The following is a 16,520-nucleotide window of genomic DNA, read 5'->3' as shown; positions in this document are numbered from 1 at the left end:
TAAGTAAAAAGATACTGCTAGTATAATACAAATTTTCATATAATCAAAGTTTGGTGTGTGCGCTTACAGCAATTCTTTCCGCAGCTGTGCCGGATCTTTCGGTGACAGCAGGCCGGGTGCGATATCGAATACCGTCTTCGCTCCGTGCTGGCCGCTCCTGGACAGCTTATGCGCTGCGCGTGCATAGGCGGTCAGGACACTCGACGTAAATTCCGGATTGCTGTCGAGCGTCAGGGAGTATTCCATCACCTGGCGGCTTCCGGCGCCGGTGTTTCCGCACCGGATGACGAATCCACCGTGCGGCATGGCGCTGTGTTCTGCCGCCAGCTCTTCCGCTGTGATAAAATGCACAGTCGTCGAGTAATCCGCGAAGTAATCGGGCATGGTGACGATCGCTTCCTCGACTTTCGCTGCATCGGTGCCTTCTTCAAGGACGACATAACACTCCCGCGTATGCTTTTCGCCTGTCGTCAGTTCAGGCGCCCCGCCTGCCCGCACTTTTGCGATCGCTTCCTCCGATGGAATCGTATATTGTACAGCCTGCGAGACGCCTTCGACGCGGCGCACTGCATCGGAGTGTCCCTGGCTCAGCCCTTTGCCCCAGAACGTATACGTCGCCCCGTCTGCGAGCACCGTCTCCCCGTACAGACGGTTGATGGAGAACAGGCCGGGATCCCAGCCGACGGACAGGACAGCGGTCGTGCCGGCTGCCGATGCCGCGTCATCGAGTGCAGCGTAGTATTCCGGTATTTTGGCATGTGTGTCGTAACTGTCGACAGTCGTGAACCACTTGGCGAGTGCCGGGCCCTGTTCAGGCAGATCGGACCGCGACCCTCCGCAAAGGACCATGACATCGATCTTGTCGGCATATTGCTCGATTGCATCCATAGGATAGACAGGTACTTTATTGTTCACCGGCTCGATCGATGCCGCCGGCCGGCGTGTGAAGATTCCGGCACAAACCATATCCGGCTGTTGGGCAACTGCATGCGCCACGCCTTTTCCTAAATTGCCGTACCCTGCGATGCCGATGCGTATTGCGTTTACCATGACCTCATCCCCATCCCCTTTTTTATAATTCGTTATTTTACATCTTCTTCGGCCGGATTGCCATATTTTCTTCCGGCCGACCCTTCCCTCATCATTCCGTCACAATTCATCCACCTGCACGCCGGAGGAGGCCCCGTTCCGTTGAAATACATAGCGGGCATGCTAAAATGGACTGGATACATGATTATTTGAAACGAGGCGTTCGTATGCGTTTTTTTGTCTACCTGATCGTGTTCTTCTCCTTTTTCGATCTGTTTTCCCAGCTGCCGATCATGAGTCCGTTCGCGCTGTCCCTCGGCGCGACGACGTTCATCGCCGGCCTGGTCGTCGGTACATATTCGCTCGCAAATGTCTTCGGCAACATCTTTTCGGGATTCATCACCGATCGGCGCGGGCCGTTTCTGATCCTGCTGATCGGTCTGTTCATGAACGCGGTCTCCCTCAGCCTGTATTCGGCGGTGCATGCGCCGTGGCTGCTCGTTGCCATCCGGTTTGTCCATGGATTCACGAACGGTCTGATCATCCCGGCGGCGTTCACGTTCCTCGCAAACCGGGCGGAACCTGAAAAGCGCGGCAAGAGTACAGCAATTTCCGGTGCGTTCGTCGGCCTGGCCGCCATTGCCGGGCCCGCGTACAGCGGGATCATATCTTCAAAGATCACGACGCCCGGCATCATGCTCATCAACGGGGTCATCATGGTAATCCTGGCAGCATGCGCAATCGTCTTCCTGAGGACGTTTAAGCGCGGAAAGAAGCCATCAGCGAAGCCGGACAGCAAGGAAGTCCGGGGACTGTTCCGCAACAGGGGAATCCAGCGGGCGTTTGCCGGCGCCTTCTTCCTCATGTTCTCACAGGGGGTGCTTGCGCTCATCCTGCCGCTCAAAGTCGAGGCGCTCGGGTTCGAGACGAAAACGACCGGGATGCTGCTGAGCACGTTTGGCGTGATCGCCATTCTCGTGTTCCTGCTGCCGATCAACCGGATCTTCGACCGTGTGCGTCCGATGATCACGCTGGCGTTCGGGATCTCGCTCATGGGCGTCAGCATGCTGCTGCTGAGCGGTGCGGATGATCTGGCCAGCCTGTTCGGCACGATGTCCGTCTATGGCGTCGGGTTCGCGTTCCTGTTCCCGTCCATCAACTCCCTGCTGATCGATTCCTCGAGTCCCGCGTCCCGCGGCCGGGCGTATGGCTATTTCTATGCGTTCTTCTCGATGGGTGTCGTGGCGGGCTCCTACGTCATCGGTGCGCTCGATCTCGAGTACCGCTCCGCGTTCATCGTTACGGGCATCGTGCTGCTGATCGTCGCTGTCTACACGATCTACGGCCTGATGCGTAAGCAGTCGTCCCCTGTCCGGCCCTGACTGGACAACATGCAAAAACCGCAAGCCCTGAGCTATTGAGCCAAGGCTTGCGGTTTTTGCATGCATTCACTTATACAGTCAGGCTTCCTGGAGACCGAACGACTCGATTTCTGTGATGAACACTTCGCCGTATGATTCGAGTTTGCTCTGGCCGACCCCGTTGACATCGAGGAATTCGTCCGCTGTCCGCGGTTTCTTTGCGGCCATGTCCTTCAGGGTCTTGTCCGAGAAGATGACGAATGGCGGAACGCCCGCTTCCTGGGCGAGTGTGCGGCGCAGCTGGCGCAGCCGCTCGAACAGCGGGTCATCTTCGGTCAGCTGTTTCGTCACGAACGATCCTTTCCGCCCGATCTTCTCTTTACCGAGAAGAACGTCTTTCCCCCGTTCCGCCACTTGGATGGTCGGGAACTGGCCGTTCTCGACGGACAGGCAGTTCGCCGAAATGAGGAACTCTATGAAATCCGCCACTTCTTTGGCATTCTTCCCTTTCATGAGTCCGTATGTCGACAGTTCGTCGAACCGGAACTCGAGCAGTTTCTTGTTGCGGGAGCCTGTCAGCACCTGGGCGATCATCGTCTTGCCGAACCGCTGCCCCATACGGATGACGCAGGACAGCACTTTCTGGGCATCGAGTGTGACGTCGAGCTGCTCGCGGGTATCCGTACAGTTCGCACAGCGTCCGCACGGCGGCGGTTCCTGTTCGCCGAAGTAGGTGATGATGTACTGCTGGAGACAGTCCTCCGTATGGCAGTAGTCAATCATCCCCTGCAGTTTCTCGGTTTCTGAACGCATGCGCGACGGATCCTGCGACTGCTCGATCAGGAACCGCTGCGTCTGGATGTCCTGGGAGGCGAACAGCAGGATGCACTCGCTGTCGAGTCCGTCCCGCCCGGCACGCCCGGCTTCCTGGTAGTAGCTCTCCATGTTCTTCGGCATCTGGTAGTGGATGACGTAGCGGATATTGGATTTGTCGATTCCCATGCCGAACGCGTTCGTCGCCACCATGACGGATGCTTCGTCATTCAGGAACCGGTCCTGTTCGCGCTGCCGTTCATAATCGTCCATGCCGCCGTGGTATTTGGCGACCGCGACACCGCTGCGTGCGAGCTGATCGTGCACACTTTCGACCGCTTTCCGCGTTGCCGCGTAGATGATGCCGGCTTCGTCCTTGTTCTTGCTGACGTAGTCCTTGATGAACTTCTCGCGGTTCTCGCCTTTCACGACCGTGAACGTCAGGTTGCCCCTCTCGAAGCCGGTCAGCACCGTCTGTTCCTGCGGAATGCCGAGCTGTTCGCGGATGTCTTCCCGTACGGTCGGTGTCGCTGTTGCCGTGAGGGCAAGCAAGACCGGTTTTTCATCGAAACAATTAAGCACCCGGCTGATATTGCGGTAGCTCGGCCGGAAATCGTGTCCCCATTGCGAGATGCAGTGGGCTTCGTCGATGGCGATCATCGGCACTTTCATGCGGCCGAGCTCACGCATGAACGACTCGGATTCAAGCCGCTCAGGTGCGATGTACAGCAGTTTGTAGTGGCCGTCCCGCGCGTTCTCTAGCGTACCGAAGTATTCTTCCGTGGACAGTGTGCTGTTGATGTATGCAGCCGGGATGCCGAGCTGCCAGAGGGCATCCACCTGGTCTTTCATGAGTGAGATGAGTGGGGATATTACGAGGACCGTCCCTTCCATCAGCATGGCCGGCACTTGGTAGCACAGTGATTTACCGCCGCCGGTCGGCATGACACAAAGGGCGTCCGAGCCGTCCATGACGAGCTGGATGACCTGTTCCTGGCCTGCCCTGAACGAGGGGTAGCCGAATTTCTCTTCGAGTACGCCGAGCGCCTGCTCCATCATCCTATGACCTCCTTCCGTTCAAAACACGCCATTCATCGGACGAATGGCGTGCTGTCGACTGTCTGTCAGCTCCCGGGATTATTCTCCTCGAACAGCAGCCGCTCTTCTTCGCGGCTGTGCAGTTCATTGACGACGAGAAGCGCGTAGAATTTCTGCAGGACCGTCGGGCTGATCCCTTCCGTCTCCTTCAGCTGCTCGATATCCGCCACGACCAGGCGCATGATGTCATGATCGCGCGTCAGCTGGGTCACTGCCTTTTCGAGTGAAGGATCCTCTTCCTTGATTTCCAGATAGAACCCTTCCTCTTCCGCATCCGCATGGCTGATCACACGTGTCTTCCAATAATCGATCAGATCGTCCGCAGCGCGCTCCGCATTCTTCTGATCGCCCTGCTGGAGGAACTCGATCAGCATCTCCGTCTTGCCGACTGCGCCGGATAAGCCGCCTTCGTGGATCGCCCTGTGGGACTGCAGCTGTTTCAGTGCCGGACCTGCCATTGTCTCCACCCTTTCAATCGTATTGTCTAGTATTAGAATACCAGATACGGGCCCAGAAAGAAACGGACACGGCATACGGACGGCAGCCGGAAAAGCAGAAAACCGCCGGCTGCACAGAGCAGCGGCGGTTTTCGGTATGTATGGCGGAGACGAGAGGATTTGAACCCCCGCGGCGCTTGCACGCCCTAGCTGATTTCGAGTCAGCCCCCTTCAGCCTCTTGGGTACGTCTCCATCAGAACGAGATATAGTATATCACAAACAAAAAGCAGCCGACAATAAAAAAATCCCCGTTCCGCAAAATTTTCTGCGGCACAGGGAGACTGCTCCTTACATCTTCGCGATTTTCACGTTGCTCACCATCGCATAGGACAGAACGAGCATGGCAATGACGAAGTACGGAGCGCCGACGTACGGAATCGCGAAATAGAGAACGGTCAGGATGACACCTGCTGCCGTGATCGGGATGCCGCGGAACGAGCCGTCAAATTCCTCCACATTGTAGCGTGCAAGGCGGACTGCGCCGGCAGCGATGTAGATGATCGTCGCCGCGATGCCGACCCACAGCATGCCGGACAGTGCCGTGTGGTAGATCAGCAGGGCCGGTGCCACACCGAACGAAATGATGTCACTGAGCGAGTCCAGTTCTTTTCCGAATGCCGATTCCGTATGGAAGTGCCGGGCGGTCATGCCGTCGAACCTGTCGAACAGCGCCGCCAGGAAGATGAACACCAGGCTCATATGGGACAAATCCTTCGAAATGAGCAGAATCGCGATTGCGCCGAAACTTAAATTGATCAAAGTGATGGCATTCGCCAATTGTGCCTTCACTTTAGTATAATCAAAATATCTGAATGAAAACATATTGTGCCTCCTTGTATTCTATACTAGCTGAAGATGGTGAATCCTATGAAAAAAAGATTGCTGAAAAAATTTGTCGAACTGACCGGCAGCCCGGTTGCTTCCGCACTGCTGCGGCAAATTTCCGCCTCCCGCCTGAGCAGACCGCTGATTTCCGTCTATTCGAAAGCATATTGTATAGATGAAAGCGAAATCGAGCACCCGCGAACTTCCTACGGCAGCCTGCAGCACTATTTCACGCGCCGGCTGCGCACTGGTGCCAGACCGTTCGATCCGTCGCCGGAAGCACTCGTCTCACCTGCGGACGGCTTTCTGAGTTCGTTCGGCCGTGTTGAAGACGGGCACCAATTTACAATAAAAGGTCATACCTACAGTATAAATCAAATCTTCATGGATGAACAGAGGGCATCCCAATATAAAAACGGCTGGTATTTCGTCTTCTACCTGTCACCTGCGGATTACCATCATTTCCATTACCCCGCTGACGGCACTGTCACCAGCCGCTATGCACTCGGGACTGTTTCCTATCCGGTGAACGGCTTCGGGCTGACACACGGCGACCGGCCATTCGAGACAAATTACCGCCTGATCACTGAACTGTCTTCACAATTCGACAAACTGGCACTTGTCAAAGTGGGTGCTCTTAATGTAAACTCCGTACAGCTCTATTCATCTGACAAACAAGCGGTCAAAGGGGAAGATTTCGGATTCTTCTCATTCGGCTCGACGATTCTCCTGTTCACTGCAGGCGACTCCCCATTCACGCCGGCGGTCGGACATCCAGGCCCCGTCCGGACGGGCGAGACGATCGGATATTGGCAGTAAATGTGCGCTGATCAGCTTAGAAACGGCAAAAGAGGGATATCATGAGTTTGCTGCAAGACTATATTATCCAATACGGTTATTTCATTGTATTCGTGTTCCTGTCACTTGGTATCTTCGGTCTGCCGATGCCGGATGAAGTCGTCATCATCTTTACTGGCTACCTTTCTTCTTCCGGTCTGCTGAGCCTTGCAAGCGCCCTGCTGATTGCGATTGTCGGGGTGTTCATCGGCACGCTCGTCACGTATACGATCGGCAAGAAAATCGGACGGCCGATCATCGAACGGTTCGGGAAATGGATCGGATTATCCGAAAAGCGTGTCGGCCGGGTGGAACGCTGGTTCAGCCGGTACGGTTCCTGGACGGTTACACTCGGCTTCTTCGTCCCCGGCATGCGGCACTTCGTCTGCTGCTTCTCCGGCATCAGCGGCATGAACGTCCAGCGGTACATGCTGTTCTCTTCGCTTGGCACTGTCGTCTCCGGAATTCTCTGTGTTTCACTCGGCTACCTCTTCGGCTGGCCGTTCTGATAACTGTACAAAAGCCGCCCTGCAGATTCACTGAACCCAGCAGGCCGGCTTTTTTCATGTGCCGGGTAATCCGGATTCCTGTCCAGAAAGCGTCGCCCTGCTAAGCTGACGGCACAAATATTTTCATCCACCGGGCTCCCGCATAGCTCAGCTCGATAAATTCCATTGCTGGCACCCTGCTGCCCCTATCTGTTTAAATCGATGAACTGATTTTGTTCCCCACCCTCTTTCAAGTTCTATTATCGGCACACTCTCCTTTAATGAAAGTGCCGTATAAAACAAAAACTGCAGTACTCATCAGTCCTGATTGATGTGTACTGCAGCTGTTTCTTCATATACCTCTGTCCAGTTCAACGAGCCGGTGGTACCGCCCGGATTTCCTAAGCAGCTCCTCGTGTGTGCCTTCCTGTGCGATCCGCCCGTCTTCCAGGAAAATGATGCGGTCCATCAGTTCCATCCCCATCAGATGGTGGGTGATCCAGATGACCGTTTTTCCTTTCAGGCTGTCCAGCATCGTGCGGATCAGATTACGCTCTGTCTCGGGATCGAGGCCGACGGATGGTTCGTCCACGATGACGACCGGCGTATCATTCAGCAGAATGCGGGCGAGCGCGAGACGCTGGCGTTCCCCTCCCGAGAAGCGGCGGCCCGCTTCCTCAGTCTGTGTCTGCAGACCGTCCGGCAGACGGCGGATGTATTCCTCGAGACCGACCTGGCGGATGGCCGCGTCGAGTTCCTCAGCGGACGCATCCGGTTTACCGAGACGCAGATTGTTTTCGATCGTCGTGCCGAACAAGTATGGTTTCTGGTTCAGGACGCTGACGAGCTGGTGGATATGATCGCCGTAGGATGATGGCGGCTGTCCAGCGATTGCAATCGTCCCGGCATCAGGCTCCAAGGCACCGAGCAGCAGATTGAGAAACGTCGATTTCCCTGCACCGCTCTTCCCGAGTACAGCGATCCGTTCCCCTTGACCGATCGAGAGTGTCATATCGCTGAGCGCTTTCCTGGCACCTTCCTGATAGGAATAGGATGCCCCGCTGATCGAAATGCCGACCGGCCCAGCAGGCACCGGCAGCGGGTCTTCGGTCTCCCGTATCTGACTTGCGGTCTCTTCCGTGAAACGGAGACGGGTGAACGCCTCTTCATAAGCCGGAATCCGCTCCATGGCATTCGAAATCGGAATAAGCGCCTCGATGATCGGCAGTGTCACCAGTGTGAATGCAGCGATATAGACAGGTGTGATCACACCGTCCGCCGCCTGGATCCCCGCCCAGATACCGACAACCACGGTGATGATACCGGAAAACAGCTGGAGCTGCAGCGTCCTTGCCTGGTCTTTGCGCGTGATGTCCAGATCCGTAGAGTAGCTCGCATCCCGTTCAGCCCCGAACTTCTCAAGGAAGTCGGCGGAACGGCTGCTGATCAGCCAGTCCCGGATGCCGTACACCGCATCACCGAGTGTATGGTACAGCCGCGTATGCTGCTGTTTCGACCGCTGCATGTGCCGCTTGCGGATACGCAGCGAGTACAGCGGATAGACGAAGACGAACACGCTGAGGCACAGGCCGATGAACAGGCCGAACTTCCAGTCGAAGACGGACAGCGAGACCGTTGCGAACAGGAACAGGACCAGTCCGCTGACGACCGGAAAGATCGTCCGGATGTAGACGTCCTGCAAGTGCTCGATATCATCCGCAAGCGTACCGAGCAGATCGCCGCGCTTGAAGCGCGAGCGGATGAACAGCGCTTGCGGCTCGAGTGCCCGGTACAAGCGGATCCGCATGTCGGACAGCACTTTCAGCACCGCATTGTGGCCGGTCATGCGCTCCGCATAACTGAAGACGGCCCGGGACAGTCCGAACGCCCGGACCAGCACGATCGGCACATAGACAAGCAGTATCGTCTCCGGCCGTTCGGATGACCGGGAAATGAGATAGCCTGACACGAAAATCAAGAGCGAAGCGGACAGCAGGGACAGGAAAGCCAGCAGGACGGACGACGACATCAGTTTCCAGTACTTCTTCACATACGGGGTCACGAATCCGGTGACGTGGTTCATGCAATCATCCCTTCCCGCTGTGCGGCCGCAAGCTTGCTGTAGACACCATTTTGCGCTAGCAGCTCTTCATGCGTCCCCTGTTCAGCGATTTGTCCGTCCTCCATCACAAGGATCCAGTCCATCTCCTTCATCCAGTGCAGCCGGTGTGTCGCAAAGAACACGAGCCGGTCCTCGAGAAGCGGCAGCAGCAGCTGCTTCACTTCGTGTTCCGTCTCAATATCCAGATGCGCGGTCGGCTCATCGAGCAGGAGCACATCCGATTCGTCAAGGAGTGCCCTTGCAATGGCGACCCGCTGCTCTTCGCCGCCCGACAGCGGCCGGCCGCCCTGACCGATCATCTCCCCGTATCCGCCCGGCAGCTCGGCAGCCAGAGCGGACAGCCCTGCCTTCCGTGCCGCCTCTTCCACTTCCGCATCACTGGCCTGCGGATGATAGAAGCGGATGTTGCCGGCGAGGGTGTCGGAAAAGATTGTCGGATGCTGCGGGATATAGGTCACCTGGCTGCGCCACGAAGGATGCTTCAGGGAAGCACTCTCCACCGTACCCACCCGGAACAGTCCTGAATCGGGTGAAGTGAAGCCCGCAAGCATATCGATGAGCGTGGACTTCCCCGATCCGGAGGCGCCGACGATCCCGACCTTCTGTTTACCGGTTATCGAAAAACTCAGATCCCGTGTGATTTCAAGACCATGGTCACCGATTCTGCCGATATGCTCGGCGGTGAATCGTTCAGCCGCCGACCCGGCTGGCAGTTCCGGACCGGCCTCCGTTGCGGCAGCCGCACTGTCTGCGAGCAGCCGGCGGATTTCCGCAGCTGCATCCTTCCCGTCCATCGTCGCATGGAAATCGCTGCCGAGATCACGGACCGGCTGGAAATACTCGGGCGCCAGGATCAGGATGAACAGCGCAGCTTCCAAGCCGATGCCGCCGTTGATGAGGCGCAGTCCGAGCTCGACCGCGACGAGTGCGACGGACAGGCTTGAGAAGAAGTCGAGCGCGAACGACGACAAGAACGCATACCGGAGGGACCGGTTGGTCGCAATGCGGTATTTGTCGCTCACCTCTGCGATATTGCGCTCATGCGATTTGCTCCGTCCGAGGAACTTCAGTGTCTCGATCCCCTGGATGGAATCCGCGAAATGGGTGGACAGCTGCCGGTAGGTGCCCATCTGATCGTCGACTTTCTTCTGTGTCAGCATGCCGATCAGGATCATGAACACGACGAGGATCGGCATGACAATCAGAAGGGTCACACCCGACATGATGTCGGCAGTGAAGATGTAGATCAGGATGACGAGCGGCGTGACCCCCATCGCCACCGAACGGGGGATGAACAGCTCGACGTATTTCCGGAATTTCGGGACCCCTTCCAATGTCAGTGTCAGCAGGGAACCGGTGCCCTGTCTTGCAACCATGCCTGTGCCGTCCTTCATCAGTGCGTCCGTCAGCTGATCCTGATAGGAACGCGCGATGCGGTCGGCAAAGCGGAATGCAATCCGCTCCTTCGCCCATTGTAGGAAGTGGCGGACTGCGTGAGCAGCGAAAAACAGCGCGAACGACCCAGCGGCCCCTTTCCACTCAGCCCCCTGGAACAGGCGGGTGATGGCTGAAGACAGGGATAGTGCCTGCACGATGATTGCTGCCGCCTGCAAGACGGTCAGCACACCTGTCAGGAAAAACACTTTCCTGCCGCCGCTGAACCGCAGAAGGTCCCGGTCCATCATCAGTACTCCAGATGCTCCGAGTCTTCTGTCAGACGCTTACGGAAGACGTAATAACTCCAGATTGTATAGCCGATGACGATCGGCACCATCGTCAGCGCGACGAACGTCATCAATTTCAGGGAATACTCACCCGAAGCAGACGCTTTGATGGTCATATTGAACGCCGAGTCGATCGTGCTCACGAGGACGTTCGGGAACAGGCCGATGAAGAAGGAAGCCGTCACAGCAGCCAGCGTGACCGCAGTTACGGTGAAGCTGAACCCTTCCCGGCCTTTTTTGATAAGACGATGCAGCAGGGCATACAGGATGAGCACAACTGCGAACAGCGGGATGAGAATGGCCTGACGGCTTGCAAAAGCGTCCGTATAGACGGCTGTCAGACCGATGAATACCGCAAGGACAATGCCGGCAGCCCAATAGATCCTGAGCGCTGCTTCCTTCGCCCGTTTCCGCATCGGTCCCTCCGTCTTCAACGTGAGGAACAGCAGGCCGTGCAGGTAGGACAACAGGACGAAAGCCACTCCGCCTGCAACGGTATAGATGTTGACAAAATCAGCGAACCCAGCATGCAGGTTCATGTCCCCATCGACCGGCATCCCTTTCAGCATGCTGGAGAACAGCACACCGAGGAGGAACGGCGGCACGATGCTCCCCGCAAAGATCGACCAGTCCCAGACGGCGATCCATTTCGGGGAATCCACTTTCTCACGGAACTCGAACGCGACACCGCGTGCGATAAGGACGATCAGCAGCAGGACGAATGGCATGTAATACCCGCTGAAAACAGTCGCATACCAGTGCGGGAACGCGGCGAACATCGCACCGCCCGCTGTGATGAGCCACACTTCGTTCGCATCCCATACAGGTCCGATCGTATGGATGAGCAATTGTTTTTCACGTTCTGTCTTGGCCAGGAATTTCGTTCCCATGCCAACTCCGAAGTCGAACCCTTCCAAGATCATGAATCCGATGAACAGGACCGCGATCAATACGAACCACAAATCACTTAGTGCCATTTGTCACGCCTCCTACGTTAAACGGATCTGTTACCGATACGTCTTCTTGTTTGCGTTCTTCCGGTCCGCGCTGGATCACTTTCACGAACAGCACGACCATGATGATTCCGAGGATCGCATAGATGGTGGAGAACGAAATGAGCGAGAACAGGATCTGCCCTGCCGAGACGTTCGGCGATACGGCATCCGCCGTCTTCATGAGCCCGTTGACCACCCATGGCTGCCGTCCGATCTCGGACATGATCCAGCCGAACGAGTTGCCGATGAACGGCAGGAAGATTACCGGGATCATCAGTTTCAAGTACAAGGAGGATGCAGCGATCTTCTTGCGGAATAGCAGGAACAGTCCGAGCAGACTTGCCATGACCAGCACACCGCCTGTTCCGGCCATGATCCGGAAACTCCAGAATGTCGTTTTGACAGGAGGGATGTAATTGCCTTCCCCGTACTTCTCGACCATCTGGTCATTCAATGTATTCATGCCCAATACTTTACCGGAAAACTCGTTGTAGCTCAGATAACTGAGCAAATACGGAATTTCCAGCCGCTGGGTCGTGACCTGCTTGTCGGAATCGATCTTCGCGATGACCGTCCATGCGGCCGGGTCTCCGCTGTCTTCCCACAGACCTTCCGCTGCAGCCATCTTCATCGGCTGTGCATGCATCAGATATTGTGCCTGCGAGTGGCCAGTGAATGCCAATCCGAGTCCGCCGACCATCCCGACAAGAAGTCCGATACCAATCGACTTTTTGAAGAAATCGGTCTGCCGTTTCTTCAATAGATAGAACGCACTGACACCGACGACGAAGAATGCGCCCGTTGCGATGCTCCCGAAGATCGTGTGCGGGAATGCAACCCACAGTTTTTCGTTCGTCAGCAGCGCGACAATATCATTCATCTCCGCGCGGCCGTTCTGCAGCTGATAGCCGACCGGGTTCTGCATGAACGAGTTGGCTGCCAGAATCCAGAAAGCGGACAGCACCGTACCGATCGATACGAGCCAGATCGATGCCAAGTGGACTTTCTTGGACAGCTTATGGGCACCGAAGATCCAGATCCCGATGAATGTCGACTCCAGGAAGAAGGCAAGCAGTGCTTCCACTGCAAGCGGTGCCCCGAAGATGTCCCCGACGAACCGGGAATAGGTCGACCAGTTCATGCCGAATTGGAACTCCTGAAAGATCCCCGTCACAACACCGATCGCGAAGTTGATGAGGAAAAACACACTCCAGAACTTCGTCATCTTCATATATATCTCTTTTTTCTTCACTACGTAGAGTGTCTGCATGATCGCGATGATCAGCGCCAGCCCGATCGACAGCGGAACAAAAATGAAGTGGAACAACGTTGTCGATGCGAACTGGATCCTTGCGAGTAAAACCTCTTCCATCCCTATCTCTCCCCTCACACTCAATCTGACTCCATTATAAATTAAAAGCTAAAATACTTTGTGAGCAATCAGCGGAGGATCTGTTACAAAGCTGTAAACTTCCGGGCTGTTTCGGTATCCTTTGTAGAAATGTTGACACATGTCAGATGTCCCCCATCTTTTTTGGAATATATATTGAAAGTAATTATACTCCAGATGATAACTTGTACTTAACAATAATAATTATAAACAAAATGCTGGCTAACTTGTCACCCGGCTGATATAGTGGATTCATAGCTTAGGAAAAAGAGATTGGGAGGAATTGAGATGAATTCAAATGAGAATCCAAACAACAAAAAATTGACGACAGCTGCAGGTGCCCCTGTAGTTGATAACCAGAACTCCATGTCCGCCGGCCCACGCGGCCCGCTGCTGCTTCAGGACGTCTGGCTCATCGAGAAACTTGCGCACTTTGACCGCGAAGTCATTCCCGAACGCCGCATGCACGCGAAAGGGTCCGGTGCATATGGAACGTTCACCGTGACGAACGATATTACGAAATACACGAAAGCCAAGATTTTCTCCGAAATCGGCAAGAAGACGGAAATGTTCGCCCGGTTCTCCACTGTCGCAGGCGAGCGCGGAGCAGCGGACGCCGAGCGGGATATCCGCGGCTTCGCCCTCAAGTTCTATACCGAGCAGGGCAACTGGGATCTTGTCGGCAACAACACGCCGGTGTTCTTCTTCCGTGATCCGCTTCAATTCCCGGATTTGAACCACGCCGTCAAACGCGATCCGCGTACGAACCTGCGCAGTCCGAAAAACAACTGGGATTTCTGGACATCGCTGCCGGAAGCGCTACACCAGATCACCATCCTGATGAGCGACCGGGGCATCCCGCGCACGTACCGCCATATGCACGGATTCGGCAGCCATACGTACAGCTTCATCAATGCCGACAACGAACGGGTCTACGTGAAGTTCCACTTCCGGAGCCAGCAGGGCATCAAGAACCTGACGGATGCCGAATCCGCGGCAACGATTGCGACAGACCGGGAAAGCCACCAGCGGGACCTTCTGGAAAGCATCGACAACGGGGACTTCCCGAAATGGAAGATGTATATCCAGGTGATGACGGAGGACGAAGCGGCCAACATGCCGTTCAATCCGTTCGATCTGACAAAAGTCTGGTACAAGAGCGACTTCCCTCTGATTGAAGTAGGGGAGTTTGAGCTGAACCGCAACCCTGAAAACTACTTTGCCGAAGTCGAACAGGCTGCGTTCACTCCGGCTGCCGTCGTCCCGGGCATCAGCTTCTCACCGGACAAAATGCTGCAGGCGCGGTTGTTCTCCTATGGTGATGCCCAGCGGTACCGTCTAGGTGTCAATCACCATCAGATCCCGGTCAATGCACCGAAGTGTCCGTTCCACAGCTTCCATCGTGACGGACAGATGCGGGTCGACGGCAACCACGGCAGCCGGACTTCCTACGAGCCGAACAGCGTCGGTGAGTGGCAGGAGCAGCCGGACTTCCGGGAGCCGCCTTTGAACTTGCATGGCGCCGCCGATCACTGGAACTTCCGTGAGGACGATGATGATTACTTCACACAGCCTGGAAAATTATTCAACCTTCTGAATGAGGACGAGAAAGAGCGTCTGTTCCGCAATACGGCGGATAACATGGGAGACGCCCCTGCCGAAATCAAGATCCGCCACATCAAACACTGCTACCAGGCAGACCCTGCCTATGGCGAAGGGGTTGCTTCTGCTCTCAGCATTCCGATGAATGAAGTGCTGGCGGACTGACTGCCATCTGCATAATCAGGTAATACAAAAAGGCTGGAAATCCATTGGATTCCCAGCCTTTTTGCTGTTTTGGTCACTTCATTTCCGACACCGTGACGAACGTGTAGCCTTCTGCCGTCAAATACTGCATTACAGCTTCCAGACCGTCCGCAGTCGACATATGGATGTCGTGCATGAGGACTGTGCTGCCATCTTTCGTCGCTTTCTTCACTTCCTCCAGCAGTTTGCCGGCATCCCGGTACTTCCAGTCCATTGTATCGACATCCCACAGGACGATCGGCGGAATGGTCTGCTTGCTCAGCTGTTCCGTATAGGCGCCATATGGAGGCCGGAAGACAGTCGGCTTTTCCCCCGTGACTTTGTGGATGATGTCCTTGGTCCGGTTGATCTCTTCCAGTGCTTTCGGCAGCGTCATCTTGCTCAGATCCGGATGATTCCATGAATGGTTGCCGATTTCGTGTCCGGCATCTTTGACGGCTTTCGCCAAGTCCGGGTAGTATTCCACACGGCTGCCAAGCATGAAGAAGGTCGCTTTGGCGTCATACTTTTTCAGGATCTCCAGGATTTTTCCCGTTGAGGCCGGTTCAGGACCATCATCGAACGTCAGTGCCACCCGTTTCTGCTGCGGGGCAGCCGGTGCCGTCTCTTCCCCGCCGGCCTTCGGTTTGCCGCCTTCGGTTTTGACAGCTTCCCCGGTCTTCTTTGTCCCATCTATGGAACCTGCTGATTTTCCGGTATCAGGCTTGTCTCCGCCCGCCGGCTTCGCTGCAGCGACCTGGTAAGCCGGCTCCAGCAGGTCATTCACTTTATCGATGGGCAGCTTGGCTGCCTGGGCACCGGCCGCTTCCTCTTTCAGGGAACCGCTTTCGAAATAGAAGATAATCTCCTTATCGGTCAGTGCAAAGTTTTTATAGTTCTTCCAATCCGGTTCAGTCCGGATCTGCATCTTATCCGCAATGATGCCTTCCTGCAGGCCTTCCGTATGCATGATCGTTTCCCGGACGCGCTTTGTCACTTCCTCGACAGTTTCCGGGCTGTCGCTGAACACGTTCCGGATGTCCATCACCGTTCCGCTCTCTCTGTCCAGATGGAAGGATTCGATGTCTGCAGGCTGCTTCACGCCACCTACTGTCTCGTTATTGGTGATGACGAACGAGTAGTTGCCTTTATGATCCACATGTGTCTCAAACGATATATTGAGTTCACTTTTCTTCTGCTTCGGCTTCTTGACATTCGCCAAGGCGGCCAGGTACCGGTTCTTCTCCTGGTCAATATAGCCGCGCACATCCCGGTTGAATTCATCATTTCCGCTTTCGGGGTACTGGATTGCATATTTCACGAGAGGGTCGTTGGAAGTTTCCGTGATAATCCCGATTCCTTCGTAGTTCGAATCCGATTTATCGACCTTCACATTTGTATCACCGGGTTCCGGCATCTTGGCCGACATCAGATGCTGGTCGGATTTTTGGTTTGTCACTAACAGTACTAGTGCCGTCGTCGCAAGAAACAGTATGACTGCTGTCAACAATACATCGATCAAGCTGAACTTTCCGATGCCTCTTTTTTTTTCCAT

At 55.5% G+C, this 16,520-nt stretch carries 13 protein-coding genes and 1 tRNA gene; 4 read left to right on the top strand and 10 right to left on the bottom strand.

Features of this window, described 5'->3' with window-relative positions:
* Window positions 1-63: 63 nt before the first annotated feature.
* On the bottom strand, window positions 64-1,050 hold the full coding sequence (locus QWT68_RS03280) for a diaminopimelate dehydrogenase (protein WP_290149516.1): 987 nt from the start codon (window positions 1,048-1,050) through the stop codon (window positions 64-66).
* Between the two features lie 206 nt (window positions 1,051-1,256).
* Between QWT68_RS03280 and QWT68_RS03275 the strand changes: the two genes are divergently transcribed.
* Window positions 1,257-2,411 (top strand): MFS transporter, encoded by a 1,155-nt coding sequence (locus QWT68_RS03275; RefSeq protein WP_290149514.1) that lies wholly within the window; start codon window positions 1,257-1,259, stop codon window positions 2,409-2,411.
* Between the two features lie 78 nt (window positions 2,412-2,489).
* Here the strand turns inward: QWT68_RS03275 and recQ are convergent, their stop codons facing one another.
* The 4 genes from recQ to pssA form a co-directional block, all read right to left on the bottom strand.
* A complete protein-coding gene (gene recQ / locus QWT68_RS03270) occupies window positions 2,490-4,262 on the bottom strand; it encodes a DNA helicase RecQ (protein WP_040286232.1) in 1,773 nt (590 codons plus the stop codon).
* 65 nt (window positions 4,263-4,327) lie between these two features.
* Window positions 4,328-4,759 (bottom strand): hemerythrin domain-containing protein, encoded by a 432-nt coding sequence (locus tag QWT68_RS03265; protein WP_040286231.1) that lies wholly within the window; start codon window positions 4,757-4,759, stop codon window positions 4,328-4,330.
* Between the two features lie 141 nt (window positions 4,760-4,900).
* Window positions 4,901-4,991: transfer RNA gene (locus QWT68_RS03260), tRNA-Ser, on the bottom strand.
* 96 nt (window positions 4,992-5,087) lie between these two features.
* Window positions 5,088-5,621, bottom strand: coding sequence for a CDP-diacylglycerol--serine O-phosphatidyltransferase (gene pssA, locus QWT68_RS03255; RefSeq protein WP_040286230.1), 534 nt, complete (start codon window positions 5,619-5,621; stop codon window positions 5,088-5,090).
* 45 nt (window positions 5,622-5,666) lie between these two features.
* Between pssA and asd the strand changes: the two genes are divergently transcribed.
* Window positions 5,667-6,443, top strand: coding sequence for an archaetidylserine decarboxylase (gene asd, locus QWT68_RS03250; protein WP_040286229.1), 777 nt, complete (start codon window positions 5,667-5,669; stop codon window positions 6,441-6,443).
* 41 nt (window positions 6,444-6,484) lie between these two features.
* Window positions 6,485-6,970, top strand: coding sequence for a DedA family protein (locus QWT68_RS03245; protein WP_040286228.1), 486 nt, complete (start codon window positions 6,485-6,487; stop codon window positions 6,968-6,970).
* A 331-nt stretch (window positions 6,971-7,301) separates the two neighbouring features.
* Here QWT68_RS03245 and cydC read toward each other — a convergent pair whose 3' ends face one another.
* The 4 genes from cydC to QWT68_RS03225 are packed head-to-tail and all read right to left on the bottom strand — an operon-like array spanning window position 7,302 to window position 13,162.
* Window positions 7,302-9,032 carry a thiol reductant ABC exporter subunit CydC gene (cydC, locus tag QWT68_RS03240; protein ID WP_040286227.1) on the bottom strand — a complete coding sequence of 577 codons (1,731 nt, stop codon included), beginning with the start codon at window positions 9,030-9,032 and terminating at the stop codon, window positions 7,302-7,304.
* Window positions 9,029-10,753, bottom strand: a complete 1,725-nt coding sequence (cydD, locus tag QWT68_RS03235; protein ID WP_290149509.1) for a thiol reductant ABC exporter subunit CydD — start codon at window positions 10,751-10,753, stop codon at window positions 9,029-9,031. The genes cydC and cydD overlap by 4 nt, the downstream gene beginning before the upstream one ends.
* A gap of 2 nt (window positions 10,754-10,755) precedes the next feature.
* A complete protein-coding gene (gene cydB / locus QWT68_RS03230; protein ID WP_290149506.1) occupies window positions 10,756-11,772 on the bottom strand; it encodes a cytochrome d ubiquinol oxidase subunit II in 1,017 nt (338 codons plus the stop codon).
* Window positions 11,759-13,162 (bottom strand): cytochrome ubiquinol oxidase subunit I, encoded by a 1,404-nt coding sequence (locus QWT68_RS03225; RefSeq protein ID WP_040286224.1) that lies wholly within the window; start codon window positions 13,160-13,162, stop codon window positions 11,759-11,761. Before QWT68_RS03225 ends, cydB begins: the two co-directional genes overlap by 14 nt.
* A gap of 306 nt (window positions 13,163-13,468) precedes the next feature.
* Between QWT68_RS03225 and QWT68_RS03220 the strand changes: the two genes are divergently transcribed.
* Window positions 13,469-14,947, top strand: a complete 1,479-nt coding sequence (locus QWT68_RS03220) for a catalase (RefSeq protein ID WP_290149504.1) — start codon at window positions 13,469-13,471, stop codon at window positions 14,945-14,947.
* A 73-nt stretch (window positions 14,948-15,020) separates the two neighbouring features.
* Here the strand turns inward: QWT68_RS03220 and QWT68_RS03215 are convergent, their stop codons facing one another.
* Window positions 15,021-16,520, bottom strand: coding sequence for a polysaccharide deacetylase family protein (locus QWT68_RS03215; RefSeq protein WP_290149501.1), 1,500 nt, complete (start codon window positions 16,518-16,520; stop codon window positions 15,021-15,023).

Origin of the sequence: Sporosarcina trichiuri, assembly GCF_030406775.1 — a bacterium.
Classification (GTDB): Bacteria; Bacillota; Bacilli; order Bacillales_A; family Planococcaceae; genus Sporosarcina; species Sporosarcina trichiuri.
The sequence above is the reverse complement of the archived record's forward strand: the minus strand, read 5'-3'. Positions and strand labels throughout refer to the sequence as shown.